The sequence below is a fragment of the Pseudomonas sp. Ps21-P2 genome, from assembly GCF_039672565.1.
Lineage (GTDB): Bacteria > Pseudomonadota > Gammaproteobacteria > Pseudomonadales > Pseudomonadaceae > Aquipseudomonas.
Genome location: NZ_JBDFPL010000001.1, coordinates 437,937 through 463,155, shown reverse-complemented (window position 1 = coordinate 463,155; position 25,219 = coordinate 437,937). Strand labels below are relative to the sequence as shown.

Sequence of the window (25,219 nt, the reverse complement as noted above, 5' to 3'; positions counted from 1 at the left end):
GCATATGGCTTGCTTGGCTTCCTGTATCGACTCGATCCAATGGCGGAGCGAGACACAGGACAATGACGTCGCTGGCGCCCCGGTTCAATCGGGGCGTGGCGGCGTTTTTTTTGGACGATCGGCAGCGCTGACCAGCGCGTCGGCCTCCGCGCGGAATGGCACTCATGAATGACACGCTTACCCCCTCGCTGGCCTGGGTCAACGGCAGCGATGCACCGGAACTGACCAGCGTCGACCTCGGCTTCATGGCGCTGACCGACAGCGCCTCGCTGATCGTCGCCGCGACCCAGGGCTTCGCTCAGCCCTATGGCCTGCACATCAACCTGCACCAGCAGACATCGTGGGCCAACCTGCGCGACAAACTGGTCAGCGGCGAACTTCACGCCGCCCACAGCCTTTACGGTCTGGTCTATGCCGTGCAACTGGGGCTGGCCGGGCCGGCAAAAAACATGGCCGTGCTGATGGGGCTGAACCAGAACGGCCAGAGCATCAACCTGTCGAGGGCGCTGCAGGATGCCGGCGTGACCACTCCTGAGGCACTCGATCGGCGCACGCACCAAAGCGACTCAAAACTGACCTTCGCCCAGACCTTTCCCACCGGCAATCATGCGTTGTGGCTTTATTACTGGCTCGCGAGCCAGGGCATTCATCCGCTGCGCGACGTCGACAGCGTGGTGGTGCCACCGCCGCAGATGGTCGAGCACTTGCAGGCCGGGCGCATCGACGGTTTTTGCGTCGGTGAGCCGTGGGGTGCCAGCGCCGTTCAGCAGAACCTGGGCTTCACCCTGGCGACCTCCCAGGCCATCTGGCCGGATCACCCGGAAAAGGTGTTGGGGTGCAGCCTGGAATTCGCCGAGCAGTACCCGAACACGGCGCGGGCGCTGGTGATGGCGGTGCTTGAAGCCAGCCGTTTCATCGAAGAGAGCACCGACAACCGGCGCAGCACCGCGCAGCTGCTCAGCGCCGCCGAGTACGTGAATGCACCGGTCGGCGCCATCGTATCCCGGCTGCTGGGCGAGTACGACGACGGGCTCGGCAACCGATGGCACGACCATCACGCGATCCGCTTCCATGGCGACGGTCAGGTGAACATGCCCTGGCTGTCCGACGGCATGTGGTTCATGACCCAGTTCCGCCGCTGGGGATTGCTGCGCGAAGACCCGGATTATCTCGACGTTGCCCGCAGCGTCCAGCAGCTCGACCTGTACCGCGAGGCCGCCGACGCACTGGGCATCGCCGTCCCGCCGTCGCCGATGCGCAGCAGCCAGTTGATCGACGGCAAAATCTGGGACGGCAGCGACCCGGCGCGTTACGCCCGCAGCTTCAAGCTGCACGCGCTGGCCGATGCCGCCCTCGTTCATGCTGATCGCTGAGGAGACGCCAAGATGCTGCGAATCCTGTTGATCAACGACACCCCCAAAAAGGTCGGGCGCCTGAAAGCGGCGCTGACCGAGGCCGGCTTCGAGGTGATCGACGAATCCGGGCTGATCATCGACCTGCCGGCGCGGGTTCAGGCCGTGCGCCCGGACGTGATCCTCATCGACACCGAATCGCCGGGCCGTGATGTGCTGGAGCAAGTGGTGCTGGTGACCCGCGATCTGCCGCGCCCCATCGTGATGTTCACCGACGAGCACGACCCGGTCGTGATGCGTCAGGCGATCAAGTCCGGGGTCAGCGCCTACATCGTCGAAGGCATTCACGCGCAACGCCTGCAGCCGATTCTGGACGTGGCCATGGCCCGCTTCGAAAGCGATCAGGACCTGCGCGCGCAACTGCATGCCCGCGACCAGCAACTGGCCGAACGCAAGCGCATCGAAACGGCCAAGGGGTTGTTGATGAAGATGAAACAGTGCAACGAAGAAGAGGCCTACACCCTGATGCGGCGCCAGGCCATGAGCCGGCAGCAGAAACTGATTCAGGTGGCGGAACAAATCATTGCCATGAGTGAATTGCTGGGCTGAGCCTTTCCTTTTCCGAGCCGCGCGTGCTTGTTCGATCCAGACGGTTTCATCCAGCCCGTCTCTCCAGCCCGCAGCTCGCGGCGCACATTTGGCCCATGTATTGCTAGCTACACATCACAGGTAGCCAACGGCGGTTGCCCACTCACGACAAAGACGTCGCACCCCTTCGCGAAAGCGCACAGGGCTGCGGCGTTTTTTCGTTTTTGCCCTGAACACATCGGGGCGGGTGGAGTGCCGGTCTGGTGCTTCGCCTGCATGACCTGACCCGTAGCGGTGCGAGCGACATCTCCACCGGACACGAATCCCTGCAGATGAGGTGGTAGATGAACACGAGTTTCTGGAAAGCCGGCCATAAACCGACACTGTTCGCAGCGTTCCTGTATTTCGACCTGAGCTTCATGGTCTGGTACCTGCTCGGCCCGATGGCTGTACAGATTGCCGCCGACCTGCATCTGACCACCCAGCAGCGGGGCCTGATGGTCGCCACGCCGATTCTCGCGGGTGCGGTGCTGCGCTTCATCATGGGCATGCTCGCCGACCAACTGTCGCCCAAGACCGCCGGGATCATCGGCCAGGTCATCGTCATCACCGCGCTGCTGGGCGCCTGGCAACTGGGCATTCACAGCTATGAACAGGCGCTGCTGCTCGGCGTATTCCTTGGCATGGCCGGCGCGTCCTTTGCCGTGGCCCTGCCGCTGGCCTCCCAGTGGTACCCGCCGCAGCACCAGGGCAAAGCCATGGGCATCGCCGGCGCCGGCAACTCCGGCACTGTGTTCGCCGCACTGATCGCGCCCGTCCTCGCCGCCAGCTTTGGCTGGAACAACGTGTTCGGCTTTGCCGTCGCGCCATTGCTGCTGACCCTCATCGCGTTCTCGCTCATGGCGAAAAACGCCCCGGAACGCCCCAAAGCCAAATCCATGGCTGACTATTTCAAAGCCCTGGGCGACCGCGACAGCTGGTGGTTCATGTTCTTTTACAGCGTGACCTTCGGCGGCTTCATCGGCCTGGCCAGCGCCCTGCCCGGCTACTTCAACGATCAATACGGCTTGAGTCCGGTGACGGCGGGTTACTACACCGCCGCCTGCGTCTTCGGCGGCAGCATGATGCGGCCACTGGGCGGCGCCCTCGCCGATCGCTTCGGCGGGATTCGTACGCTGTCGGGCATGTACGCCGTCGCCGCCATCTGCATCGCCGCCGTCGGGTTTAACCTGCCCAGCTCATGGGCCGCACTGGCGCTGTTCGTCGCGGCCATGCTCGGCCTCGGTGCCGGTAACGGCGCGGTGTTCCAGCTGGTGCCGCAACGCTTTCGCAAGGAGATCGGCGTGATGACCGGCCTGATCGGCATGGCCGGCGGCATCGGTGGCTTCCTGCTCGCCGCCGGGCTTGGCGCGATCAAGCAGAACACTGGCGAGTACCAACTGGGCCTGTGGCTGTTCGCATTCCTTGGCGTGCTGGCCTGGTTCGGCCTGATGAACGTCAAGCGTCGCTGGAGAACCACTTGGGGCTCGGCCGCGGTCACCGCCGCCCGTGTCTAGGCCGTGAGCGTCAATCCGCCGCTGACGCCGGTCGCGCTCACTGCGACCGGTTTGCAACTGCGCGTCGCCGAATTCAGCGCCACCGGGCCGCGGGCGGAGAATCAGGACGCCCTTCGCGTGGTCACTCCCGCTCCAGCGCTCGCGGCCAGCAAGGGCTATCTGTTCGCCCTTGCCGACGGCGTCAGCCAATGCGCCGATGGCGGTCTGGCGTCCCGGGCCACGCTGCAAGCGCTGGCGATGGACTACTACGCGACGCCGGAAACCTGGAGCGTCGCCCAGGCCCTTGACCGCCTGCTGCTGGCACAGAACCGCTGGCTGCTGGCCAACGGCTTGTTGACCACCCTCAGTGCGCTGGTCCTGCGTGGGCGACGATTCACCCTCGCCCATGTCGGCGACTGTCGCGTGTATCGCTGGCACTCAAGGCTGCTGCAGCGAATCAGCCAGGACCACGTATGGGAACAGCCAGACATGCAGCACGTGCTGAAACGCGCGCTGGGCCTGGATCAATACGTGGTCATGGATTACCTGGACGGCGAACTGCGGCCCGGCGAGCGCTTGCTGCTGGTCAGCGACGGCGTGTGGGCAACGCTGGGCGATGACCGAATCGGCTCGATCCTCAACGAACAGGCAGATCTGGACACGGCTGTCCGAACGCTGATCAATGCCGCACATCTGTCCGGCAGCGCCGATAATGCCAGCGCCTTGCTGATCCAGGTGGATCAGTTGGGCTCGGACAGCCTGGGGGAAACGCTGCTGCAACTGCAGCAATGGCCTGCCCCACCCCTTCTCAAAGCAGACCAGACGTTTGAAGGCTGGCAGGTCGAAACGCGCTTGAGCGACTCGCGACAGTCCCTGCTCTACCGCGTACGCGACAGCCAACAGCAACCGTGGCTACTGAAGACGCTGCCGCCCTCACGGGTTAACGAGGCCGGCGCGGCAGAGGCCTTGTTGCTCGAAGAATGGTTCTTGCGTCGCGTTGCGGGTCGCTTCTTTCCCGAGCTGCACCCGCTCGGCCAGCGCCAGCATTTGTACTACGTCATGCGCGAGTACCCCGGACAGACCCTGGCTGAGATCTTTGAGCAGGAAGGGCCGATGGCGCTGTCGCCGTGGCTGGGTCTGGCCAGGGAGTTGATCGCTGCCGTTGGTCTGCTGCACCGGCGCAACATCATTCACCGCGACATCAAGCCGGAAAATCTGCTGCTCGAGCAGGCGGGAGGTTTGCGCGTCCTGGATTTCGGGCTCGCCTACAGCCCGGGTCTGTCAGTGGATCAAGGCGGCGACGTGCCCGGTACGCCCAGCTTTATGGCGCCTGAAATCTTCGAAGGCGCAGAACCCTGCCCAGGTTTCGACCTGTATGCCGCCAGCGTCACGCTGTATTTCCTGCTGACCGGTCATTACCCTTACGGCGAGATCGAGCCCTTCCAGCGCCGCCGCTTTGGCAAACCGCTGTCGGTCAGTCGTTACCGACCGGATGTCCCGGAGTGGCTAGAGCAGCATCTGCAACGCGCGCTGCTGGCTGATCCGCTGAAGCGTTTCGAGACTGCGGAGCACTGGCTCGTGCATTTTCAACAGGGCGAACTTTCGCCGCTGGATAAACGCACTGTCCCACTACTGGAGCGCGAGCCGCTCAAGGTGTGGCGCGCAATTGCGCTGATGTCGCTGCTGTTCAATCTGGTTTTGTGGGGTTTGCTGCTCAAACGCTAGTCTGGACTTAGTCGTTCAAGGGCATCTGCTTAGATGGATCCAGGTTCATCTCTGTCTATTCGCTTAGACGATCAGACCGGGAATGAATGGGGACGAGAGGAGGTTAAATCGCAGGCAAAGAAAAACCCGGCCGGAGCCGGGTTTTTCGTGAAGCGAGGCTAATTACTTAGCTTGGGCTTCTACTTGTGCTTCTACGCGACGGTTTACAGCGCGGCCAGCGTCAGTTGCGTTGTCAGCAACTGGGCGGGTTTCACCGTAGCCAACCGAGTTTACGCGGTTAGCGCCAACACCGTACTGGTTAACCAGAACTTGCTTAACGGCGTTTGCACGACGCTCGGACAGCTTCTGGTTGTAAGCGTCAGGACCGACGGAGTCAGTGTGACCTTCAACAGTGGTGGTGGTTTGTGGGTACTGCTTCATGAAGTCAGCCAGGTTCTTGATGTCGCCGTAGCTGTTTGGCTTCACAACCGACTTGTTGAAGTCGAATTTAACGTCCAGCTCAACGCGTACGACTTCAGCAACAGCTGGGCAGCCGTTAGCGTCAACAGTCACGTTTGCTGGGGTGTCAGGGCACTTGTCAACGTTGTCGCAAACGCCGTCGTTGTCGCTGTCGGAGCACACTTCAGCTACTGGAGCCGGTGCTGCTTCAACTTTCTTCGAACCGCCGCCGAAGTTCACACCGATACCGACGCTTGGCGCCCACTCGGTGTCGCCTTGGTCGATGTTGTACTGAGCTTCAACGCCAGCACGGGCATAGAAGTTGTCAGTGAAGTACAGCTTGGCACCGCCGCCGATGTTGGCGAAGGTGGAGCGGTTACGACCGTTGCTGCCGTTCTGATCGATGCTCTGATCGGAGAAACCAGCCGAAACGTATGGACGCAGCATGTCGCCCGGGTTGTTGAAGTGGTACAGAGCGTCCAGAGCGGTGTTCGCGCCCTTGATGTTCTGGCCATTGTCGCTACGGACGTTGTGCACTTCGTCATAGCCCAGACGCAATTCAACGTCGTCGGTCAGGAAGTAGCCAACAGAACCGCCGAACAGGTTGCCGTCGTTTTTGAAATTACGAGCGCTGTCGAACTGTTCTTTCTTGGCGAAGCCTTCGATTTCGACTGCGCCTTGGCCTTGAGCCAGAGCGCCGAACGAAGTTGCGGCAACAATAGTACCAATGGCCAAGCCCAAGGTGTTTTTCAGTTTCATCCGTTAAATCCCCATCTGGTGATTGTAAAGCAGTCCCCCTTAGCGAGAGACAACTCGTCGGCAAGTCTATCAGAACTTGCCTGCTCGTTAGAGATATTTGCACCGAGTTAAGTTTCGGTAACGCCTGCAAATTTCTCACGTAATTTATCAAGTGCCCGTTTGTAACGCATTTTCGTGGCACTCAGGCCCATGTGCATGATGTCAGCGATCTCCTGAAATTCCAGCTCTGCGACAAATCGTAGCACCAGAATTTCCCTGTCGATCGGATTCACATGCACAAGCCAACGATCAAGCCCGCCCTTTTCTTCTGGTTTCGGCGTCTTTTCTTCCGACGCTTCCTCGAGGGGGTCAAGACTCAAAGCGTCCAGCAACCGACGCTTTCGTCGCTCCTTCCTGTACTGCGTGATGCATTCGTTGTACGTGATGCTGTAGAGCCAGGTTTTGAACTTCGATTTACCCTCGAAGTTCTTCAAGCCATACAACACCTTAAGCATCACTTCCTGACAGACATCGTCAGCATCGCGATCGTTCCCCAGATACCGTGCGCAGACGTTAAAAAGTGTCCGCTGGTAACGACGCATCAGCTCTTCGTAGGCACGCGTCACATGAAACAGCTCGGCGTGCGAACGCGCAACCAGCTCCTCATCGGAGAGCTCGCGTGGGTCGTAGCGCAGAGAGGGCGTTTGAACGTTATTCAAAACAAGTCGTGCCGACAGTCGGGTAGATGTCCGCCGCGTCCGGGAATCGCCCGGGTTTTGCGGCGGCATACATTAGCAGATTCGCCGGCTCAACGGCTGCTCACTCGCTGCTCGAGGAGGATCCGGTTGGACAAAGACACCAACTCGCCTTCCTCGGTCAGCAGGGTGGTCTTCACCGTGCCAATTTCTTCAATCTGCCCTTCAACCTCACCCACACGCACTTGTTGCCCTACCTGATACAGCTCACGTACATAAATTCCTGCCAGGATCTGGCTCGCGATTTCGCGGCTTCCCAGGCCCATGGCCAGCGCAACGGCCAGACCAACGGTAATCAATCCGATAACAATAACGTGGTTCAGCAGGTCGGTCTTGACCTCCAGCTGACTGATCGCCACCGAAATACTGATGATGATCACCAACCACTGGGCGATTCGCCCCAGGCCGGCCGAGTAGTCCAGGCCCACCCCTTCGGCAGCGCCCCGCACAATACCGTTGACCAACTGCGCCAGCAAGACACCCACCAGCAACACCAGCGCGGCGCCGAACACCTTCGGCAGGTACAGCGCGAGCATGTCCAGTGTCGCCGAGACCCGCTCCAGCCCCAGCGATTCTGCCGCCGACACCAGAAAAATCAAGAGCACGAACCAATAAACGATCTTGCCGATCAGGGTCGAAATCGGGACCTGAATGCCCGCGCGGCTGATCAGCTTGGTCAAACCGGTGCCGCCCATCAGGCGATCCAGACCGAGTTTGGCCAACAACTTCGAAAGCAGGGTGTCGAGCAGCTTTGCCACCACGAAGCCCAAAAGCACTACGACCAGCGCGCCGAACAGATTCGGGATGAAATTCGCGACTTTGGTCCACAGCGCAGTCATTGCGGTAACCAGGCTCTGCGTCCAGAGATCCAATTCCATATTCAATCAGCCTTGTCTTGTGTACCGGCACCGGTAAACGTAGTACCGGCACGTGTCGCCTTGCGGCGGGAAACGGGTGAAACGTGAGCGGAGCCGTTATTGACGGCGATCATTAAAGCCTGCGTGCAACGACCCAGAAGGCTGAACAGATCACCGGCGCCCACCTGACGGTTGGCGGTCTTCAACACTCGGCCCAGAACGGCATCGTCGTCCCGGCTGCTGGACGACGAGTTGAGCATGTCTCGCAGTGATTCTTCAAACGGGTCGTGCATAGGCACCTCACGCAATGTCACTGAAAGACGCAGCCAATTCTGCCTGAGTCACACGACACACATGAACGCCTTCCGATTTTTCATCCTCACACCCAGCGCAAACGCTTGAACAGCCACATCTGGCCGACGGCCACAACGAGCATCAAGCCGCAAGCGTACACAAATCCGTAGGGATTTTCCGACCCCGGGATGCCCCCCACGTTGATCCCCAACAATCCTGTCAGGAAGCTCATCGGCAGGAAAATCCCAGTGATGATCCCAAACCGATACATGGTCCTGTTCATTCGCTCGTTGAGGCGCCTGTCTTCCGCCTCAAGCACCAGCCCCACGCGCTCTCGGGTCAATTCCAGCTCTTCGAGATAGCGCGTCAGGCTGTTATTCAATTCGTTCCAGTAGTCGGCATCGTCTTCCACGAACCACGGCATCTTGCTGCGCGTCAGCTGGGCGTAGATTTCGCGCTGCGGTGCAAGGAACCGACGCAGTCCCGCCGCTCGCCGGCGGATGTGCACCATGTTGCCGTGCTCGGGCAGATACCGCTCGTCGGCATCTATGCGTTCTTCCATGTCATCGACCAATTCGGTCAGCTCGCTGACCACTGCCTGAACCTTGTCGGTCAGAAACTGAGCCAGATACAGCAGCAATTCGGACGCGGTTTTCGGGCCCTTGCCCTCATTCAGTGAAGCGATCAGCTCATCGGTTGCCCTTAGCGAGCGCAATCGCAAAGAGATAACGCGCTGGGCGGCGGCAAAGATCCGTACCGAGACCATGTCTTCCGGTTCGGCGCCAGGGTTCAGGTTGATCCCGCGCAGGAACAGCAACAGCTCGTTGTCGGGCAAGGCCAGCAGCCGTGGCCGTGTGTTTTCTTCCAGCATCAGGTCACAAACGAACTCGCTGAGACCGCTGGTCTTGCGCAGCCAGGTCTGGGTCTGCGGATGGCTTCGGTCCCAGTGGAGCCACACACTTTCGTGGGGCTCCAGTTGAAGGCCATCCAGTGCAGTTCGGGGGATTGAACGCGCCCCGCCCTTCCCGTCCAACACAAGGGCATGAACCAGCCCCCACTGCGCGTTTGTTTCGTCGAACATTCGTGTCCTTGCTGAGTGAATGGCTACCAGGGTGAAGAGGGATAAAACCGATCAGTCCGGCATCTTCAGTGCACTGGGCGAGACGATGATTCCGTTGTTGTCGGCATAGATGAATTCGCCCGGCCTGAACGTCACACCGCCGAAGGTCACCACCTTGTTCAGGTCACCGAGGCCACGCTTTTCGGTCTTGAGCGGGTGACTGGCCAATGCCTGCACGCCGAGGTCGGTCTGTGCCAGCACATCGACGTCGCGGACGCAGCCGAAGATGACCATGCCCTCCCAACCGTTTTTCGCTGCTTTTTCGGCAATCATGTCGCCCAGCAATGCGCAACGCAGCGAGCCTCCGCCGTCCACGACCAATACTTTTCCGTGACCAGGCTGTTCGGCCTGCTCGCGCACCAGCGAATTGTCTTCGAAGCACTTGAGCGTGACGATCTCGCCGCCGAATGAATCACGGCCACCAAAGTTGCTGAACATCGGCTCCACCACCTGAACCCGCTCAGGGTAGGCGTCGCACAAGTCCGGGGTGATGTAATGCATGGGTAACTCCTGTCAGGAAAGCTCTGTGATGAGGGAAAACAACTACAAGGATAGACGGCCTGCGTCAACGGCCGACGCTTCAACGGGCTGCATCCTTATATAGCACCTCACACAGAACACACATCTGGCCAGCGATTCTCCTCCCGGCCATTCAGCCCCGGTGCTGAGTGAGTGCAGCTTATCGCCAAGTCGGCGCCCAAGGAATGGTTGCGCCCGTCACAATCACAGAGTTGCCATCATGTTCAGCTTTGATTCAGCCTTTACCACCGGAACATGGCGGTTCAGCCAGTCCGTCACACGCGGCCACACCTGAGTTTGCGCGGCTTTGCTGACCAGCATCGGCACGTGGCCGAAGTCTTCACTGAAACCCTGTTCGCGGCCAAGGACGAGAAACGTCTTGTCTTCGCTGCCGAACCGCTCGAAGAGCTCGCGGCACGCCCATTCCGGGTCCTGATGATCGCCAGCGCCAGCCACGCACAGCAGCGGGACCGTCACCTGTTGCAGCCCGGCCCACCAGTCCTCCTTCTTGTGCCCGAAGCCGCCGAACAGGCCATGCCAGCGCATGCTTTCCAGCAGGACGCCCATGGGCTCGTCTTCCGGGCCGCGCTTGAAACGCGGGCCTGCCACGTGCTCGAAGCGCTTGAGCAGCAGCCGTGCAGCCCATTGCAGTGGCGGTACTTTCAGCGGCCAGTGGCTTCGGGTGACCTGACTGCCGAACAGCGCCACCGAGGCCGCATCGTCCGCCGCCAGGTACTGCCCGCCGAATGCTGCGGCCAGGGTCGTGCCGCCCAGGGAGTGGCCGATCCAGTGGGGCGCCTCGCCGGTCTGCTCGCGCACGAACGCCGCGATGGCCGGCAGATCAAAGCGAGCGTAATCGGCCACGCAATTGGTTTTGTACGCACTGTTGCGCGCCGACAGGCCGTGACCGCGCATTTCCGGGATCCACACATCGAACCCGGCACGGGCCAGATACGCGCCCAGGCCGATGCCCTTGGGCGAGTACCAGAAGCGCCGATTGGAAAAGCTGCCGTGCAGCAGGACCACCGGCACGCCTCGGGCATCCGGTGCAGCCACAAGACCCAGCCGGGTGACGGCGATTTCGACAGTGAAATCCGGGCTGTTGCCGGGCTTCAAACGGTAGACGTCCTCGGTCAGGTCGCCACGACGCTCGGCACTGATCAAGGCCACGGGAAAGAGATGACTGCTGCTTTGCATGGTGCTTTTGCTGGACGCTCTTGGTGGATTAGGGCTGGCCGATGGCCGGGACAGCAGGTTGACGCTGCCAGCGCACTGAAAATCACCCACAAAAAAGGGCGGATTCGTTAAAAACCGCCCTCTCGGGAAACCGGCCCATGGAAACGGGCCGGCATCTTACTCGATCTGCATCAGGTTGGAGCGTCCTCTTCGGACAGGAAGAACCAGGTTTCCAGTACCGAATCGGGGTTCAGAGAAACGCTTTCGATGCCCTGTTCCATCAGCCAGCGCGCCAGATCCGGGTGATCGGACGGGCCTTGGCCGCAGATGCCGATGTATTTGCCGGCCTTGTTGCAGGCCTGAATGGCGTAGGACAGCAGCTTCTTGACCGCAGGATTACGCTCGTCAAACAAGTGGGCGATGATCCCGGAGTCACGGTCCAGGCCCAGGGTCAGCTGGGTCAGGTCGTTGGAACCGATGGAGAAGCCGTCGAAGAATTCGAGGAATTCATCGGCCATCAGGGCGTTGGACGGCAGTTCGCACATCATGATCACGCGCAGACCGTTCTCGCCACGGGCCAGACCGTTTTCGGCAAGCAGGTCGATGACCTGACTCGCTTCGCCCAAGGTGCGGACGAACGGCACCATGATTTCGACGTTAGTCAGGCCCATCTCGTTGCGTACGCGCTTGAGGGCACGGCATTCCAGCTCGAAGCAGTCGCGGAAGTTTTCGCTGATGTAACGCGACGCGCCACGGAAGCCCAGCATCGGGTTTTCTTCTTCCGGTTCGTAGAGCTTGCCGCCGATCAGGTTGGCGTATTCGTTGGACTTGAAGTCCGACAGGCGCACGATGACTTTCTTCGGCGAGAAGGCCGCTGCCAGGGTGCTGATGCCTTCCACCAGCTTCTCGACGTAGAAACCAACCGGATCGTCGTAACCGGCGATGCGCTTGTCGACGCTTTCCTTGATGTCCTGGGGCAGGTTGGCGTAGTTCAGCAGCGCCTTGGGGTGCACGCCGATCATGCGGTTGATGATGAATTCCAGACGCGCCAGGCCGATACCGGCGTTGGGCAGCTGGGCGAAATCAAACGCGCGATCGGGGTTGCCGACGTTCATCATGATCTTGAACGGCAGGTCAGGCATGGCGTCGACGGAGTTCTGCTTGATGTCGAAGCCCAGCTCGCCTTCGAAGATGTAACCGGTGTCGCCCTCGGCGCAGGACACGGTGACGCCCTGACCTTCCTGCAACAGCTCGGTGGCATTGCCGCAACCCACTACCGCCGGAATGCCCAGCTCGCGGGCAATGATCGCCGCGTGGCAGGTGCGCCCGCCGCGATTGGTGACGATGGCGCTGGCACGCTTCATGACCGGTTCCCAGTCCGGGTCGGTCATGTCGGAGACCAGCACGTCGCCGGGCTGGACTTTGTCCATCTCGGACACGTCCTTGATGATCCGCACCTTGCCGGCGCCGATGCGCTGGCCGATGGCGCGGCCTTCCACCAGAACGGTGCCCTTCTCTTTCAGCAGATAGCGTTCCATGACATTGGACGAACTGCGGCTTTTCACGGTCTCGGGACGCGCCTGCACGATGTACAGCTGGCCGTCGTCGCCGTCTTTGGCCCACTCGATGTCCATCGGGCACTGGTAGTGCTTTTCGATGATCATGGCCTGGCGTGCCAGGTTGCTGACTTCCTCGTCGCTGAGGCAGAAACGCGCGCGGTCGGCCAGGTCGACGTCGATGGTCTTGACCGATTTGCCGGCCTTGGCTTCTTCGCCGTAGATCATCTTGATCGCCTTGCTGCCCAGGTTGCGGCGCAGGATCGCCGGGCGACCGGCTTCAAGGGTGTTTTTATGAACGTAGAATTCGTCCGGGTTGACCGCGCCCTGGACGACGGTTTCGCCCAGGCCGTAGGCACCGGTGATGAAGACCACGTCGCGGAAACCGGATTCGGTGTCCAGGGTGAACATGACGCCTGCGGTGCCGGTTTCAGAGCGCACCATTCGTTGCACGCCAGCGGACAGCGCCACCAGCTTGTGGTCGAAACCCTGATGCACACGGTAGGAAATGGCGCGGTCGTTGAACAGCGAAGCGAACACTTCTTTCGCCGCGCGGATCACGTTTTCGACGCCACGGATGTTCAGGAAGGTTTCCTGCTGACCGGCGAAGGAGGCGTCCGGCAAATCTTCAGCGGTAGCGGAAGAGCGCACGGCCACCGCGATGTCCGGGTTGCCCGCCGAGAGCTCGGCGAAGGCGGTGCGGATTTCGGCGTTGAGCTTCTCGGGGAATTCAGCCTCCATGATCCACTGACGGATCTTGGCGCCGGTTCTCGCCAGCTCGTTGACGTCGTCGACATCCAGCGCGTCGAGGGCCCGATGGATCTGATCGTTCAGGCCACTCTGCTCAAGGAAATCACGGTAGGCCTGGGCGGTAGTGGCAAAGCCACCGGGAACGGACACGCCTGCGCCCGCCAGGTTGCTGATCATCTCGCCGAGGGATGCGTTCTTGCCCCCCACGTGCTCAACATCATGTTTGCCGAGCTTATCGAGGGAAACTACGTACTCTACCAAGGTGATCTCTCCACTAACCGGTTATTGTTGGAAATGCTTTGGTGCGGGAATCGCGGCGATTGAAAACGGGTAGAATGCGGCCAGTCATGGCCCGCAAGCCGGCCTATCATATCCACAAATTGTCTTCAGCTTAAGGCCCCGGGGCGCAAATGAAACGATCCGCTTTTTTCATCTCCGATGGCACCGGCATCACCGCCGAAACCCTTGGCCAGAGCCTGCTAGCGCAATTTGAAAACATTACATTCAACAAGTTCACGCGCCCCTATATCGACAGCGTCGAGAAGGCGCGGGCCATGGTGCAGCAAATCAACAAGGCCGCCGAGAAGGACGAAGCCCGCCCGATCATCTTCGACACCATCGTGAACCAGGACATCCGCGAGATTCTCGCGACCTCCGACGGCTTCATGATCGACATCTTCTCGACCTTCCTCGCCCCGCTGGAGCTGGAGCTTAGTTCACACTCGTCGTACTCGGTGGGGAAATCCCACTCCATCGGGCACAACTCCAATTACATGGAGCGGATCGAGGCGGTGAATTTCGCGCTGGACAACGACGACGGCGCCAGAACCCATTATTACGATAAAGCCGACATCATTCTGGTGGGCGTCTCGCGCTGCGGCAAAACCCCGACCTGCCTGTACATGGCCATGCAATTCGGCATCCGTGCGGCCAATTACCCGCTCACCGAAGACGACATGGAGCGCCTGCAGCTGCCCGCTGCGCTGAAACTGCACCGGGACAAGCTGTTCGGCCTGACCATCGACCCCGACCGCCTCACCGCCATCCGCCACGAACGCAAACCCAACAGCCGCTACGCCAGCTACGCCCAGTGCGAGTTCGAGGTGCGCGAAGTCGAGGGCCTGTTCCGCCGCGAAAACATCCCGCACATCAACTCCACGCATTTTTCGGTCGAGGAAATCTCGGCGAAGGTGCTGGTGGAGAAAGGCGTCGAGCGGCGGTTTAAGTAGCTGAGCAGCTGCAAGTTTGAAGCTACAAGCTGCAAGTTGACGGAGTCAGGCCTTGCCGTTCGGTCAGAAGCTGTCACCCGGCACGCGCACCCAACCTTCCATCAATACCCGTGCGCTGCGGCTCATGATGGCTTTTTTGACTTGCCATTCGCCGTCGACCAGCACCGCTTCAGCGCCTACGCGCAGGGTTCCGGAGGGGTGGCCGAAGCGCACGGCGCTGCGTTCGCCGCCGCCCGCTGCCAGGTTGACCAACGTCCCCGGAATCGCTGCCGCCGTGCCAATGGCCACTGCCGCGGTGCCCATCATGGCGTGATGCAGCTTGCCCATGGACAAGGCGCGGACCAGCAGATCAGTATCTTCGGTTGTGACGCGCTTGCCGCTGGAAGACAGGTATTCAGCGGGCGCGGCCACGAACGCCACTTTGGGTGTGTGCTGACGCGTCGCTGCCTCCTCGACAGTGCCGATCAGCCCCATGCGCACGGCCCCATAGGCGCGGATCGTTTCGAACATGCTCAGGGCTTTCGGGTCGCTGTTGATCGCGTCCTGTAACTCGCTGCCCGTATAGCCGATGTCAGCGGCGTTGACGAAGATCGTCGGGATGCCGGCATTGATCATCGTCGCCTTGAACGTCCCGACGCCCGGCACTTCAAGCTCATCCACCAGATTGCCAGTGGGGAACATCGCCCCCCCTGCGCCCTCCTCGTCCGCCGCCGGGTCCATGAACTCCAGCTGCACTTCCGCCGCCGGGAAGGTCACGCCGTCGAGCTCGAAATCGCCGGTTTCCTGCACCGCGCCGTCGGTCATCGGCACGTGGGCGATGATGGTTTTGCCGATATTGGCCTGCCAGATGCGCACCACCGCCACGCCGTTGCGGGGGATGCGCGCCGGGTCAACCAGACCGTTGCTGATGGCGAACGGGCCGACCGCCGCCGACAGGTTGCCGCAATTGCCGCTCCAGTCGACGAAGGCCTTGTCGATGGCAACTTGGCCGAACAGGTAATCGACGTCGTGATCGGCTTTCTCGCTCTTCGACAGAATCACCGTTTTGCTGGTGCTCGACGTCGCGCCGCCCATGCCATCGATCTGCTTGGCGTAGGGGTCGGGGCTGCCGATCACCCGCAGTAACAAGGCGTCACGGCTCGCGCCGGGGGTTTGCGCGGCTTCGGGCAGATCGTCCCGGAGGAAAAACACGCCCTTGCTGGTGCCACCGCGCATGTAGGTCGCGGGAATCTTGGTCTGTGCTGTGGAAGCCATGAACTGTTCCTTCTTGTCCTTTCTTATATAGAGAGCAGAGCGCGCATAGAGAGCAGAGCGCGCGTCGGCTCAGGCGACGGCCGAGGATTCGAGGAAGTCCTGGGCGAAGCGTTGCAGCACGCCGCCGGCTTCGTAGATCAACACCTCTTCCCCCGTGTCGAGGCGGCAGGTCACCGGCACCTCAACGCGCTCGCCATTCTTGCGCTGGATGATCAGCGTCAGCGTGGCACCCGGCGTACGCGCGCCGATCACGTCGTAGGTTTCGCTGCCATCGATGCGCAGGGTCAGGCGATTGGTGCCTGACTTGAACTCCAGCGGCAGCACGCCCATGCCCACCAGATTGGTGCGGTGGATGCGCTCGAAGCCTTCGGCGACGATGACTTCGACGCCCGCCAGGCGCACGCCCTTGGCGGCCCAGTCCCGGGACGAACCCTGGCCGTAATCGGCGCCGGCGATGATGATCAGCGGCTGCTTGCGCGCCATATAGGTTTCGATGGCCTCCCACATCCGCGTGACCTGGCCTTCCGGCTCGATCCGCGCGTAGGAACCCTGCTTGACCTTCCCGTTCTCCAGCACCATTTCATTGAACAGCTTGGGGTTGGCGAAGGTGGCGCGCTGGGCCGTCAGGTGATCGCCGCGATGGGTGGCGTAGGAGTTGAAGTCCTCTTCCGGCAGGCCCATTTTATCCAGGTATTCGCCGGCCGCGCTGTCGAGCATGATTGCGTTGGACGGCGACAGGTGATCGGTGGTGATGTTGTCCGGCAACACCGCCAGCGGACGCATGCCCTTGAGGGTTCTCTCGCCGGCCAGGGCGCCTTCCCAGTACGGCGGTCGGCGAATGTAAGTGCTCATCGGGCGCCAGTCGTACAGCGGCGCGACTTTCGGGCCGGTGTCTTCGTGGATGGCGAACATCGGGATGTACACCTGACGGAACTGCTCCGGCTTGACCGAGGCCTTCACCACCTGATCGATCTCGGCGTCACTCGGCCAGAGGTCTTTCAGGCGGATTTCTTCGCCGTTCGGGCCAAGACCCAGCACATCTTTCTCGATATCGAAGCGGATCGTTCCGGCGATGGCGTAGGCCACCACCAGCGGCGGCGAGGCGAGAAAGGCCTGCTTGGCGTAAGGGTGAATGCGCCCGTCGAAGTTGCGGTTGCCCGAAAGCACTGCCGTGGCGTACAGGTCGCGGTCGATGATTTCCTGCTGGATCACGGGGTCCAGCGCGCCAGACATGCCGTTGCAGGTGGTGCAAGCGAACGCGACTATGCCGAAACCCAGTTGCTCCAGCTCGCCGGTCAGCCCCGCTTCGTCGAGGTACAGCGCGACGGTCTTCGAGCCCGGCGCCAGGGACGACTTGACCCAGGGTTTCCGTGTCAGTCCCAGGCGATTGGCGTTGCGCGCCAGCAAGCCTGCAGCGATGACGTTGCGCGGGTTACTGGTGTTGGTGCAACTGGTGATGGCGGCAATGATCACCGCGCCGTCCGGCATTTGGCCCGGAATTTCCTCCCACGCCGCCGCGATGCCTTTGGCGGCGAGATCAGAGGTGGCTACACGTGCGTGTGGGTTGGACGGCCCGGCCATGTTGCGCACGACGCTGGACAAGTCGAAACGCAGCACGCGCTCATATTCGGCCGTGACCAGACTGTCGGCCCACAACCCGGTATGACGGGCGAAGGCTTCGACCAGCTGCACTTGCGGGTCTTCGCGACCGGTCAGCCTGAGGTAGTCGATCGTCTGCTGATCGATGCTGAACATGGCGGCGGTCGCGCCGTATTCGGGGGCCATGTTCGAGATGGTCGCACGGTCGCCGAGGGTCAGCGCGCGGGCCCCTTCGCCGTAGAACTCAAGGTACGCGCCGACGACCTTTTGCTGACGCAGGTATTCGGTGAGCGCCAGCACCACGTCGGTGGCGGTAATGCCCGGCTGCGGACGGCCCGACAGTTCGACGCCGATGATGTCCGGCAGGCGCATCCACGAGGCGCGGCCGAGCATGACGTTCTCGGCTTCAAGGCCGCCGACACCAATGGCGACGACGCCCAGCGCATCCACGTGAGGCGTGTGGCTGTCGGTGCCGACCAGCGTATCCGGGAAGGCGACGCCATTCAGCGTCTGGATCACCGGCGACATCCGCTCCAGATTGATCTGATGCATGATGCCGTTGCCCGGCGGGATCACTTCGACGTTCTTGAACGCCTGCTTGGTCCAGTTGATGAAGTGGAAGCGGTCTTCGTTGCGACGGTCTTCAATCGCCCGGTTCTTGCTGAACGCGTCCGGGTCGTAGCCCCCGCATTCGACGGCCAGCGAGTGGTCGACGATCAACTGCACGGGCACCACGGGATTGACCTGCGCGGGGTCGCCGCCCATGTCGGCAATGGCATCGCGCAAGCCGGCGAGGTCCACCAGCGCGGTCTGACCGAGGATGTCGTGGCAGACCACGCGCGCCGGAAACCACGGAAAGTCGAGGTCGCGCTTGCGTTCGATCAGTTGCGTGAGCGAGGCCGTCAGCGTCGTCGGATGGCAACGGCGCACCAGGTTTTCCGCGAGCACGCGGGAGGTGTAAGGCAGCGTGGCGTAGGCGCCGGGCTTGATCGCATCGACCGCCGCGCGGGCGTCGAAGTAATCCAGCGCAGTGCCGGGCAAGGCTTTGCGGTATTCAGTGTTCATCGTCAGGACTCGATCACGGTAGTTTCAAAAGGCGGGGGATTGCACCGGCCTTGAACTGAGCACGCTCCCACAGGAATTAGTCTCAGTCTTCAGTCAGTGGCCCCCGCCCCATCAGCGCTGTTCGATGGGCACGAATTTGCGCTGTTCGACGCCGATGTATTCGGCGCTCGGTCGGATGATGCGGTTGTTGGCGCGCTGTTCGAACACGTGGGAGGCCCAGCCGGTCAGGCGCGAGCAGACGAAGATCGGGGTGAACAGCTTGGTCGGGATGCCCATGAAGTGGTACGCCGAGGCGTGATAGAAGTCGGCGTTGGGAAACAGCTTCTTTTGCTCCCACATGGTCTTGTCGATGGCTTCGGAGACCGGGAACAGCACCGTGTCACCCACCTCCTCCGCAAGCTTTTTCGACCAGCCCTTGATCACCTCGTTACGCGGGTCGTTGTCCTTATAGATCGCGTGACCGAAGCCCATGATCTTGTCCTTGCGTTCGAGCATCGCCAACGTGCCACGGGTCGCTTCTTCGGCCGACGAGAACGTCTGGATCATCTCCATCGCCGCTTCATTGGCGCCGCCGTGCAAAGCCCCGCGCAACGTGCCAATGGCTGCGGTGATGCAGGAAAACAGATCGGACAGGGTCGACGCGCAGACCCGGGCGGTGAAGGTCGAGGCGTTGAATTCGTGCTCGGCGTAGAGAATCAGCGACACGTCCATGACCTTGCGGTGCAATTCGCTCGGCGCCTTGTCCAGCAACAGCTTCAGGAAGTGCCCGGCGATGGACACCTCATCGGTAACGCAGTCGATGCGCTTGCCGTCATGACTGAAGCGGTACCAGTAGCACATGATCGCCGGGAACGCGGCCAGCAGACGGTCGGTGGAATCGAGCTGGTCGGCGAAGCTTGCTTCGGGCTCGAGGTTGCCGAGCATCGAGCAACCGGTGCGCATCACGTCCATGGGGTGGGTGTCGGCGGGGATGCGCTCGAGCACTTCTTTCAGCGCCTGGGGCAGGTCACGCAGGCCCTGGAGTTTCTTCAGGTAACCGTCGAGTTGCGGCTGGGTTGGCAGTTCGCCGTACAGCAGCAGGTACGCGACTTCTTCGAATCGGGCGTCGGCGGCGAGTTCACGCACGTCATAGCCGCGGTAGGTCAATCCGGCGCCGGCATGGCCGACGGTGGACAACGCGGTCTGACCGGCCACCTGGCCCCGCAGGCCTGCGCCGCTCAATACTTTTGCTTCAGCCATTGCTGTCTCCAGTCTTGTAGTTGTGTGGGAATCGGCAATTCATTTGCGGCTTTTCTACGATTTCTTCTGCGCAAACAGCGCATCGAGCTTCTGCTCGAACGCGTGATAGTCGATGCGCTCGTACAACTCCATGCGTGTCTGCATGGTGTCGACGACGTTCTGCTGGGTGCCGTCGCGACGAATCGCGGTGTAGACGTTTTCCGCCGCCTTGTTCATCGCCCGGAACGCCGACAGCGGGTACAGCACCAGCGCCACTTCGGCGGACTTCAGCTCGTCGGTGGTGAACAGCGGCGTCGAGCCGAATTCGGTGATGTTGGCGAGGATCGGCGCCTTCACCCGGGAGGCAAACAGCTTGTACATCTCAAGCTCGGTGATCGCTTCCGGGAAAACCATGTCCGCGCCCGCTTCGATGCACGCAGCGGCGCGGTCCAGAGCAGACTCCAGCCCTTCCACCGCCAGCGCATCGGTGCGCGCCATGATCACGAAACTGTCGTCGGTTCGCGCATCAACCGCCGCCTTGATGCGGTCGACCATCTCCTGCTGCGAGACGATTTCCTTGCCGGGCCGGTGACCGCAGCGCTTGGCGCCAACCTGGTCCTCGATGTGCATCGCCGCCGCGCCGAACTTGATCATCGACTTCACCGTGCGCGCCACGTTGAAAGCCGAGGCACCGAAGCCGGTGTCGACGTCCACCAACAGCGGCAGGTCGCAGACATCGGTGATGCGGCGCACGTCGGTGAGCACATCGTCCAGACCGGTAATGCCGAGGTCCGGCACGCCCAGCGAACCCGCCGCGACACCGCCTCCGGACAGGTAAATGGCCTTGAAGCCGGCCCGTTGCGCCAGCAGCGCGTGGTTGGCGTTGATCGTGCCGACCACTTGCAGCGGATGCTCGCTGGCAACGGCGTCACGGAAGCGTTGGCCGGGAGTGGTTCTTGTGGTCATTGTTCACCTCGGGCAGGGGCAGCGTGGAAGTGCTGCTCAATATTGCGTTTGGATGCGGCAATGTGGCGGCGCATCAACAGCTCGGCCAGCTCGCCGTCACGGTCGGCGATGGCGTCGAGAATACGGTGGTGCTCGGCGAACGCCTGGCGCGGGCGGTTGGGCGTTGTCGAGAACTGAATGCGGTACATGCGCACCAGTTGATAGAGGTCATCGCAGAGCATCTGGGTCAGCGTGCTGTTGCGCGCGCCCTGGATGATCCGGTAATGAAAGTCGAAATCGCCTTCCTGCTGGTAATAGCCGACGCCGGCCTGGAAGGCGCTGTCGCACTCGTGGGTTTCCAGCACGCGGCGCAGGTCGTCGACTTCTTCAACCGTCATGCGCTCGGCGGCGAGTCGACAGGCCATGCCTTCGAGGGATTCGCGGATTTCGTACAGCTCGACCAGTTCGGCATGGCTCAGCGAGACCACGCGAGCGCCGACGTGAGGCACGCGGACCAACAGGCGCTGGCCTTCGAGCCGGTGAATGGCCTCGCGCAACGGCCCTCGGCTGATGCCGTAAGTGCGCGCCAGTTCGGGCTCGGAAATCTTGCTGCCGGGGGCGATATCGCCCTTGACGATAGCCGCCTGAATGCGGCGGAACACGTTCTCGGACAGGGTCTCGGCATCCACCGGAGAGGCAGGCAGAATTTCTGCGGCATCCAACATTGTTGACACCTGCTGATTGAATGCCAGCAAATCTAGCGAAAGATGCAAGATCCGTCAAAGCAAAACGATAGATTGTCGACAATCATCTAACAGCGACACATTTTGACGAAAAGTCCGACAGCCCGTATCCGCGCCGCCCTTCGCTGGTGCCATAAAAGCTTCATGCTAGAATGCCGGCCGCCTCAAAACGCCCACGCGGGCAGCAGGCGGCTTTCGCAGGAGCGGCACCCTTGGTCAAACCAAAACCACTTTTCGACGTCAAAGCAGCTTCTTCACTTTTCATCGCGCCTGGACTTATGAGCCGCCACCCTCTTCTCTTCCTCTTATCGCTGTACCTGCCAGGCGTCTTTCTGCCCGGTTTTTTTCTCCCCGGCCTGGCCCTGGCCGCTGAAAAGACGGTGTATGGCCTGAACGAATATGCCGAGCTGGCCGACATCGACCTGCAGGTCGCGGCCAAACTGGACACCGGCGCCAAAACCGCCTCCCTGAGCGCCCGCGACATCAAGCGCTTCAAGCGCAATGGCGATTCCTGGGTGCGTTTTTACCTGGCCATCGACGACGCCCACGAACACCCCATCGAACGCCCCCTGGCCCGGGTCAGCAAAATCAAGCGCCGCGCAGGTGACATCGACGCTGATGACGACAAGAAATACACCGCACGCCCGGTCATCAGCCTGGATGTCTGCATGGGCGAGGCGCTGCGCACCATCGAAGTGAACTTGACCGACCGCAGCGCATTCCAATACCCGCTTTTGATTGGCTCCGAAGCCCTCAAGCACTTCGATGCGCTGGTCGATCCAAGCCTGAAATACGCAGCGGGCAAGCCTGCCTGCGTCAATGCTCCAACCGCAGAGTAACGACATGCGCTCTCTTACCCTCCATCTGAAGATCCTGATCGCGACCCTCGTCACGCTGGGCATCGCGATCACGGCTTATCAGATATTGGTACTCGGCATTCCGGTGACCGAAGATGAAACCGACGACTTGTGGAACATCGACGCCAAGGTCGAGTTCGTCGCCAACCCCAAGGACACGGTCAAGGTGCAGATGTACGTGCCGCCGCTGTCCCGCGATTACATCAGCCTCAATGAAAGCTTCATCTCCAACAACTATGGCGTGAACGTCAACCGCGCCGACGGCAACCGCAAGGTCACCTGGTCCGCGCGCCGGGCCACCGGCAATCAGACGCTGTACTACCGACTGGTATTGACCAAGCGCTACAGCGGCGAGAAAGCCAAGATCAAGGGGCCAATCTTCCGCGACAGCATCGTCGTCGAAGGGCCGGAAAAAATCGCTGCCGACGCCCTGCTTGCGCCGATCCGGCAGCATTCCGCCGACGTCGAAACCTTCGTCAGCGAAGCCATCAAGCGGGTCAACAATCTGAGCGACGACAACGTCAAGCTGCTGCTGGCCGGCGATACGTCGGTGGCGAACAAGGCGCGCATCACCGAAACCCTTTTGTCCATCGCCCACGTGCCGGTGGAGAAAGCCCACACCATCCGTTTGGTCGCCGATCAGCCGCAGTCGCCGGAACTGTGGCTTCGCAGCTTCAATGGCAAGGACTGGCTGTATTTCAATCCGGAAACCGGTGAAGCGGGCCTGCCCCAGGACCGTCTGCTGTGGTGGATCGGCAATGACAACCTGATCTCCGTCGAGGGTGGCAAGAAGGCCACGGTCAACTTCAGCCTGAACAACAGCGAGATGAACGCGATTCGTCTGGCCAAGCTGACCGACGAAAGCACCGACGCCGACTTCCTCGAGTACTCGCTCTACAGCTTGCCGCTGCAAACCCAGCAGACCTTCATGATCATGGTGATGATCCCGATCGGCGTGCTGGTGATCCTGATCCTGCGCAACCTCGTAGGCCTGCAAACCCTGGGCACCTTCACCCCGGTGCTGATCGCGCTGGCGTTCCGCGAGACCCAACTGGGCTTTGGCATCGTGTTATTCACCATCATCACGGCACTGGGCCTGTCCCTGCGCTCGTACCTGGAACACCTCAAGCTGCAAATGCTGCCGAGGCTGTCGGTGGTGCTGACCTTCGTGGTGGTGCTGATTGCCGCCATCAGCCTGTTTAGCCACAAACTGGGCCTTGAGCGCGGGCTGTCGGTGGCGCTGTTCCCGATGGTGATTCTGACCATGACCATCGAACGCCTGTCGATCACCTGGGAAGAGCGCGGCGGCGGGCACGCGATGAAAGTCGCCATCGGCACGCTGTTCGCGGCGTCTCTGGCGCACATCATCATGAGCATCCCGGAGTTCATCTACTTCGTGTTCACCTTCCCGGCGATCCTGCTGATCCTGGTGGGTTTCATGCTGGCGATGGGGCGTTATCGCGGTTATCGGCTGACCGAGCTGATTCGCTTCAAGGCCTTCCTCAAGGAAGATGCCGAGCGGGAACACCATCAATGATCGGCTGGTGGAAAACCTGGAAGGCACTGGAAGCCAAGGGGATCATGGGCATCAACCGGCGTAACGCCGACTACGTGCTCAAGTACAACAAGCGCAGCCTCTACCCGATCGTCGATGACAAGATCATCACCAAGGAGCGGGCCATCGCGGCGGGCATTCATGTGCCCGAGTTGTACGGGATCATTTCCACCGAAAAGGAAATCGACAAGCTTGACGGGATCATCGGCGGGCGCAGTGACTTTGTCATCAAGCCAGCCAAAGGCGCGGGTGGCGACGGCATTCTGGTCATCGCCGACCGTTTCGAGGAGCGCTTCCGCACGGTGTCCGGGCGCATCATCAGCCACGACGAAATCGAGCACCAGATTTCCAGCATCCTCACCGGGCTGTATTCCTTGGGCGGCCATCGCGACCGCGCGCTGATCGAATACCGGGTCACGCCCGATCAGATTTTCAAGAGCATCAGTTACGAAGGCGTTCCGGACATCCGCGTGATCGTTCTGATGGGCTATCCGGTGATGGCCATGCTGCGGCTGCCGACCCGACAGTCCGGCGGCAAGGCCAACCTGCACCAGGGCGCCATCGGTGTCGGCGTCGATCTGGCGACCGGCCTGACGCTGCGCGGCACCTGGCTGAACAACATCATCAGCAAGCACCCCGACACCACCAACGCGGTGGATGGCGTGCAACTGCCGAACTGGGACGGTTTCATGAAGCTCGCGGCCGAGTGCTACGAGCTGTGCGGGCTGGGTTATATCGGCGTCGACATGGTGCTGGACCAGGATCGCGGGCCGTTGATTCTGGAGTTGAATGCCCGGCCGGGGCTGAACATCCAGATCGCCAACGATTGCGGGCTGACTCACCGGACCGTGGCGGTGGAGAAACGGCTCGAGGAACTGGCGGCGGAAGGTGTTCAGGAGAGTCCGGAAGAGCGGGTCAAGTTTGCTCAGGGGTTGTTTGGGCACGTTTGAATTTTGTCGATAGATCGGGCTGATCGGTGTTCACCGATAAACTGATGGCGATCACACCGGCCTCTTCCCGGCTGAAGCCGGTCCCACTAAATACCGCGTGCCGTCAGTGGGACCGGCTGAAACTCGGACTGTGGGACCGGCTTTAGCCGGGAAGACGTCACGTGCCACGCCGCACATCTGATGGCGTTCACACCGGCCTCTTCCCGGCTGAAGCCGGTCCCACTAAATACCGTGTGCCGTCAATGTGACCGGCTGAAACTCGGACTGTGGGACCGGCTTTAGCCGGGAAGACGTCAGGCGTCACACCGCAAAACTCAAGCCGAAACTCGCCACCCATAAACCCCCTGCTAAATGAAGATTCACCCCATGCGGCATTGCGTCCCTAGAGAAGCCTTGCCTAT

General features: G+C 61.3%; 21 protein-coding genes. 8 read left to right on the top strand and 13 right to left on the bottom strand.

From position 1 onward, the window contains the following. Positions 1-164: 164 nt before the first annotated feature. The 4 genes from ABEH28_RS02015 to ABEH28_RS02000 all read left to right on the top strand — a co-directional run bounded on the left by ABEH28_RS02015 (position 165) and on the right by ABEH28_RS02000 (position 5,200). Positions 165-1,373 carry a CmpA/NrtA family ABC transporter substrate-binding protein gene (locus tag ABEH28_RS02015; RefSeq protein WP_346628929.1) on the top strand — a complete coding sequence of 403 codons (1,209 nt, stop codon included), beginning with the start codon at positions 165-167 and terminating at the stop codon, positions 1,371-1,373. 12 nt (positions 1,374-1,385) lie between these two features. Further along, positions 1,386-1,961 (top strand): ANTAR domain-containing protein, encoded by a 576-nt coding sequence (locus ABEH28_RS02010; protein WP_172612633.1) that lies wholly within the window; start codon positions 1,386-1,388, stop codon positions 1,959-1,961. Between the two features lie 323 nt (positions 1,962-2,284). Next, positions 2,285-3,496 (top strand): nitrate/nitrite transporter, encoded by a 1,212-nt coding sequence (locus ABEH28_RS02005; protein ID WP_172612634.1) that lies wholly within the window; start codon positions 2,285-2,287, stop codon positions 3,494-3,496. Positions 3,497-3,547: 51 nt separating this feature from the next. Next, positions 3,548-5,200: a bifunctional protein-serine/threonine kinase/phosphatase gene (locus tag ABEH28_RS02000; RefSeq protein WP_346629183.1), complete on the top strand. Its 1,653-nt coding sequence runs from the start codon at positions 3,548-3,550 to the stop codon at positions 5,198-5,200. 162 nt (positions 5,201-5,362) lie between these two features. Here the strand turns inward: ABEH28_RS02000 and ABEH28_RS01995 are convergent, their stop codons facing one another. The 8 genes from ABEH28_RS01995 to ppsA all read right to left on the bottom strand — a co-directional run bounded on the left by ABEH28_RS01995 (position 5,363) and on the right by ppsA (position 13,664). Beyond that, the gene (locus ABEH28_RS01995) at positions 5,363-6,397 is read right to left on the bottom strand and encodes an OmpA family protein (RefSeq protein ID WP_037011036.1); all 1,035 of its coding nucleotides are present in this window, start codon (positions 6,395-6,397) and stop codon (positions 5,363-5,365) included. A 107-nt stretch (positions 6,398-6,504) separates the two neighbouring features. Then, positions 6,505-7,095, bottom strand: coding sequence for an RNA polymerase sigma factor SigX (sigX, locus tag ABEH28_RS01990; protein ID WP_065988497.1), 591 nt, complete (start codon positions 7,093-7,095; stop codon positions 6,505-6,507). Between the two features lie 89 nt (positions 7,096-7,184). Beyond that, on the bottom strand, positions 7,185-8,009 hold the full coding sequence (locus tag ABEH28_RS01985; RefSeq protein ID WP_037011040.1) for a mechanosensitive ion channel domain-containing protein: 825 nt from the start codon (positions 8,007-8,009) through the stop codon (positions 7,185-7,187). A 2-nt stretch (positions 8,010-8,011) separates the two neighbouring features. Further along, positions 8,012-8,281, bottom strand: coding sequence for a CrfX protein (locus tag ABEH28_RS01980; protein WP_192172442.1), 270 nt, complete (start codon positions 8,279-8,281; stop codon positions 8,012-8,014). Positions 8,282-8,367: 86 nt separating this feature from the next. Continuing rightward, a complete protein-coding gene (locus ABEH28_RS01975) occupies positions 8,368-9,363 on the bottom strand; it encodes a zinc transporter ZntB (RefSeq protein WP_346628928.1) in 996 nt (331 codons plus the stop codon). A gap of 51 nt (positions 9,364-9,414) precedes the next feature. Then, positions 9,415-9,903 carry a ribonuclease E activity regulator RraA gene (gene rraA, locus ABEH28_RS01970; protein WP_346627763.1) on the bottom strand — a complete coding sequence of 163 codons (489 nt, stop codon included), beginning with the start codon at positions 9,901-9,903 and terminating at the stop codon, positions 9,415-9,417. Positions 9,904-10,125: 222 nt separating this feature from the next. Then, entirely contained in the window at positions 10,126-11,118 is a 993-nt protein-coding gene (locus ABEH28_RS01965; protein ID WP_346628927.1) for an alpha/beta fold hydrolase, read from the bottom strand. A 170-nt stretch (positions 11,119-11,288) separates the two neighbouring features. Beyond that, positions 11,289-13,664 carry a phosphoenolpyruvate synthase gene (ppsA, locus tag ABEH28_RS01960; protein ID WP_282371835.1) on the bottom strand — a complete coding sequence of 792 codons (2,376 nt, stop codon included), beginning with the start codon at positions 13,662-13,664 and terminating at the stop codon, positions 11,289-11,291. A gap of 149 nt (positions 13,665-13,813) precedes the next feature. Here ppsA and ABEH28_RS01955 point away from each other — a divergent pair, with 149 nt between their 5' ends. Continuing rightward, the gene (locus ABEH28_RS01955; RefSeq protein WP_074887131.1) at positions 13,814-14,632 is read left to right on the top strand and encodes a pyruvate, water dikinase regulatory protein; all 819 of its coding nucleotides are present in this window, start codon (positions 13,814-13,816) and stop codon (positions 14,630-14,632) included. Between the two features lie 63 nt (positions 14,633-14,695). Here ABEH28_RS01955 and prpF read toward each other — a convergent pair whose 3' ends face one another. The 5 genes from prpF to ABEH28_RS01930 all read right to left on the bottom strand — a co-directional run bounded on the left by prpF (position 14,696) and on the right by ABEH28_RS01930 (position 21,438). Beyond that, entirely contained in the window at positions 14,696-15,886 is a 1,191-nt protein-coding gene (gene prpF, locus ABEH28_RS01950; RefSeq protein ID WP_346628926.1) for a 2-methylaconitate cis-trans isomerase PrpF, read from the bottom strand. A gap of 69 nt (positions 15,887-15,955) precedes the next feature. Next, positions 15,956-18,550, bottom strand: a complete 2,595-nt coding sequence (gene acnD / locus ABEH28_RS01945) for a Fe/S-dependent 2-methylisocitrate dehydratase AcnD (RefSeq protein ID WP_346628925.1) — start codon at positions 18,548-18,550, stop codon at positions 15,956-15,958. 111 nt (positions 18,551-18,661) lie between these two features. Further along, positions 18,662-19,789 (bottom strand): 2-methylcitrate synthase, encoded by a 1,128-nt coding sequence (gene prpC / locus ABEH28_RS01940; protein WP_346628924.1) that lies wholly within the window; start codon positions 19,787-19,789, stop codon positions 18,662-18,664. Between the two features lie 54 nt (positions 19,790-19,843). Further along, the gene (prpB, locus tag ABEH28_RS01935) at positions 19,844-20,734 is read right to left on the bottom strand and encodes a methylisocitrate lyase (protein ID WP_346628923.1); all 891 of its coding nucleotides are present in this window, start codon (positions 20,732-20,734) and stop codon (positions 19,844-19,846) included. Continuing rightward, the gene (locus ABEH28_RS01930; RefSeq protein ID WP_282371830.1) at positions 20,731-21,438 is read right to left on the bottom strand and encodes a GntR family transcriptional regulator; all 708 of its coding nucleotides are present in this window, start codon (positions 21,436-21,438) and stop codon (positions 20,731-20,733) included. Before ABEH28_RS01930 ends, prpB begins: the two co-directional genes overlap by 4 nt. Positions 21,439-21,734: 296 nt before the next feature. On the opposite strand from ABEH28_RS01930, the gene ABEH28_RS01925 reads away from it, so the two are divergent. From ABEH28_RS01925 to ABEH28_RS01915, 3 genes are read left to right on the top strand one after another with little or no spacing between them, the layout of a single operon-like run. After that, positions 21,735-22,295 (top strand): ATP-dependent zinc protease, encoded by a 561-nt coding sequence (locus ABEH28_RS01925; RefSeq protein ID WP_346628922.1) that lies wholly within the window; start codon positions 21,735-21,737, stop codon positions 22,293-22,295. 4 nt (positions 22,296-22,299) lie between these two features. Beyond that, complete coding sequence (locus ABEH28_RS01920) at positions 22,300-23,850, top strand: inactive transglutaminase family protein (protein WP_192172433.1); 1,551 nt, start codon at positions 22,300-22,302, stop codon at positions 23,848-23,850. Further along, positions 23,850-24,818: an alpha-L-glutamate ligase-like protein gene (locus tag ABEH28_RS01915; RefSeq protein WP_192172625.1), complete on the top strand. Its 969-nt coding sequence runs from the start codon at positions 23,850-23,852 to the stop codon at positions 24,816-24,818. The genes ABEH28_RS01920 and ABEH28_RS01915 overlap by 1 nt, the downstream gene beginning before the upstream one ends. Positions 24,819-25,219 lie beyond the last annotated feature (401 nt).

Bases quoted from the DNA above. Each gene is read 5' to 3' on its own strand.
- prpF (WP_346628926.1), bottom strand. From the start codon at position 15,886: ATGGCTTCCACAGCACAGACCAAGATTCCCGCGACCTACATGCGCGGT.
- prpB (WP_346628923.1), bottom strand. From the start codon at position 20,734: ATGACCACAAGAACCACTCCCGGCCAACGCTTCCGTGACGCCGTTGCC.
- prpC (WP_346628924.1), bottom strand. From the start codon at position 19,789: ATGGCTGAAGCAAAAGTATTGAGCGGCGCAGGCCTGCGGGGCCAGGTG.
- ABEH28_RS01930 (WP_282371830.1), bottom strand. From the start codon at position 21,438: ATGTTGGATGCCGCAGAAATTCTGCCTGCCTCTCCGGTGGATGCCGAG.
- ABEH28_RS01920 (WP_192172433.1), top strand. From the start codon at position 22,300: ATGCGCTCTCTTACCCTCCATCTGAAGATCCTGATCGCGACCCTCGTC.
- ABEH28_RS01995 (WP_037011036.1), bottom strand. From the start codon at position 6,397: ATGAAACTGAAAAACACCTTGGGCTTGGCCATTGGTACTATTGTTGCC.
- ABEH28_RS02005 (WP_172612634.1), top strand. From the start codon at position 2,285: ATGAACACGAGTTTCTGGAAAGCCGGCCATAAACCGACACTGTTCGCA.
- ABEH28_RS01975 (WP_346628928.1), bottom strand. From the start codon at position 9,363: ATGTTCGACGAAACAAACGCGCAGTGGGGGCTGGTTCATGCCCTTGTG.
- acnD (WP_346628925.1), bottom strand. From the start codon at position 18,550: ATGAACACTGAATACCGCAAAGCCTTGCCCGGCACTGCGCTGGATTAC.
- ABEH28_RS01980 (WP_192172442.1), bottom strand. From the start codon at position 8,281: ATGCACGACCCGTTTGAAGAATCACTGCGAGACATGCTCAACTCGTCG.
- ABEH28_RS01985 (WP_037011040.1), bottom strand. From the start codon at position 8,009: ATGGAATTGGATCTCTGGACGCAGAGCCTGGTTACCGCAATGACTGCG.
- ABEH28_RS01955 (WP_074887131.1), top strand. From the start codon at position 13,814: ATGAAACGATCCGCTTTTTTCATCTCCGATGGCACCGGCATCACCGCC.
- ABEH28_RS02015 (WP_346628929.1), top strand. From the start codon at position 165: ATGAATGACACGCTTACCCCCTCGCTGGCCTGGGTCAACGGCAGCGAT.
- rraA (WP_346627763.1), bottom strand. From the start codon at position 9,903: ATGCATTACATCACCCCGGACTTGTGCGACGCCTACCCTGAGCGGGTT.
- ABEH28_RS01965 (WP_346628927.1), bottom strand. From the start codon at position 11,118: ATGCAAAGCAGCAGTCATCTCTTTCCCGTGGCCTTGATCAGTGCCGAG.
- ABEH28_RS01925 (WP_346628922.1), top strand. From the start codon at position 21,735: ATGAGCCGCCACCCTCTTCTCTTCCTCTTATCGCTGTACCTGCCAGGC.
- ABEH28_RS02010 (WP_172612633.1), top strand. From the start codon at position 1,386: ATGCTGCGAATCCTGTTGATCAACGACACCCCCAAAAAGGTCGGGCGC.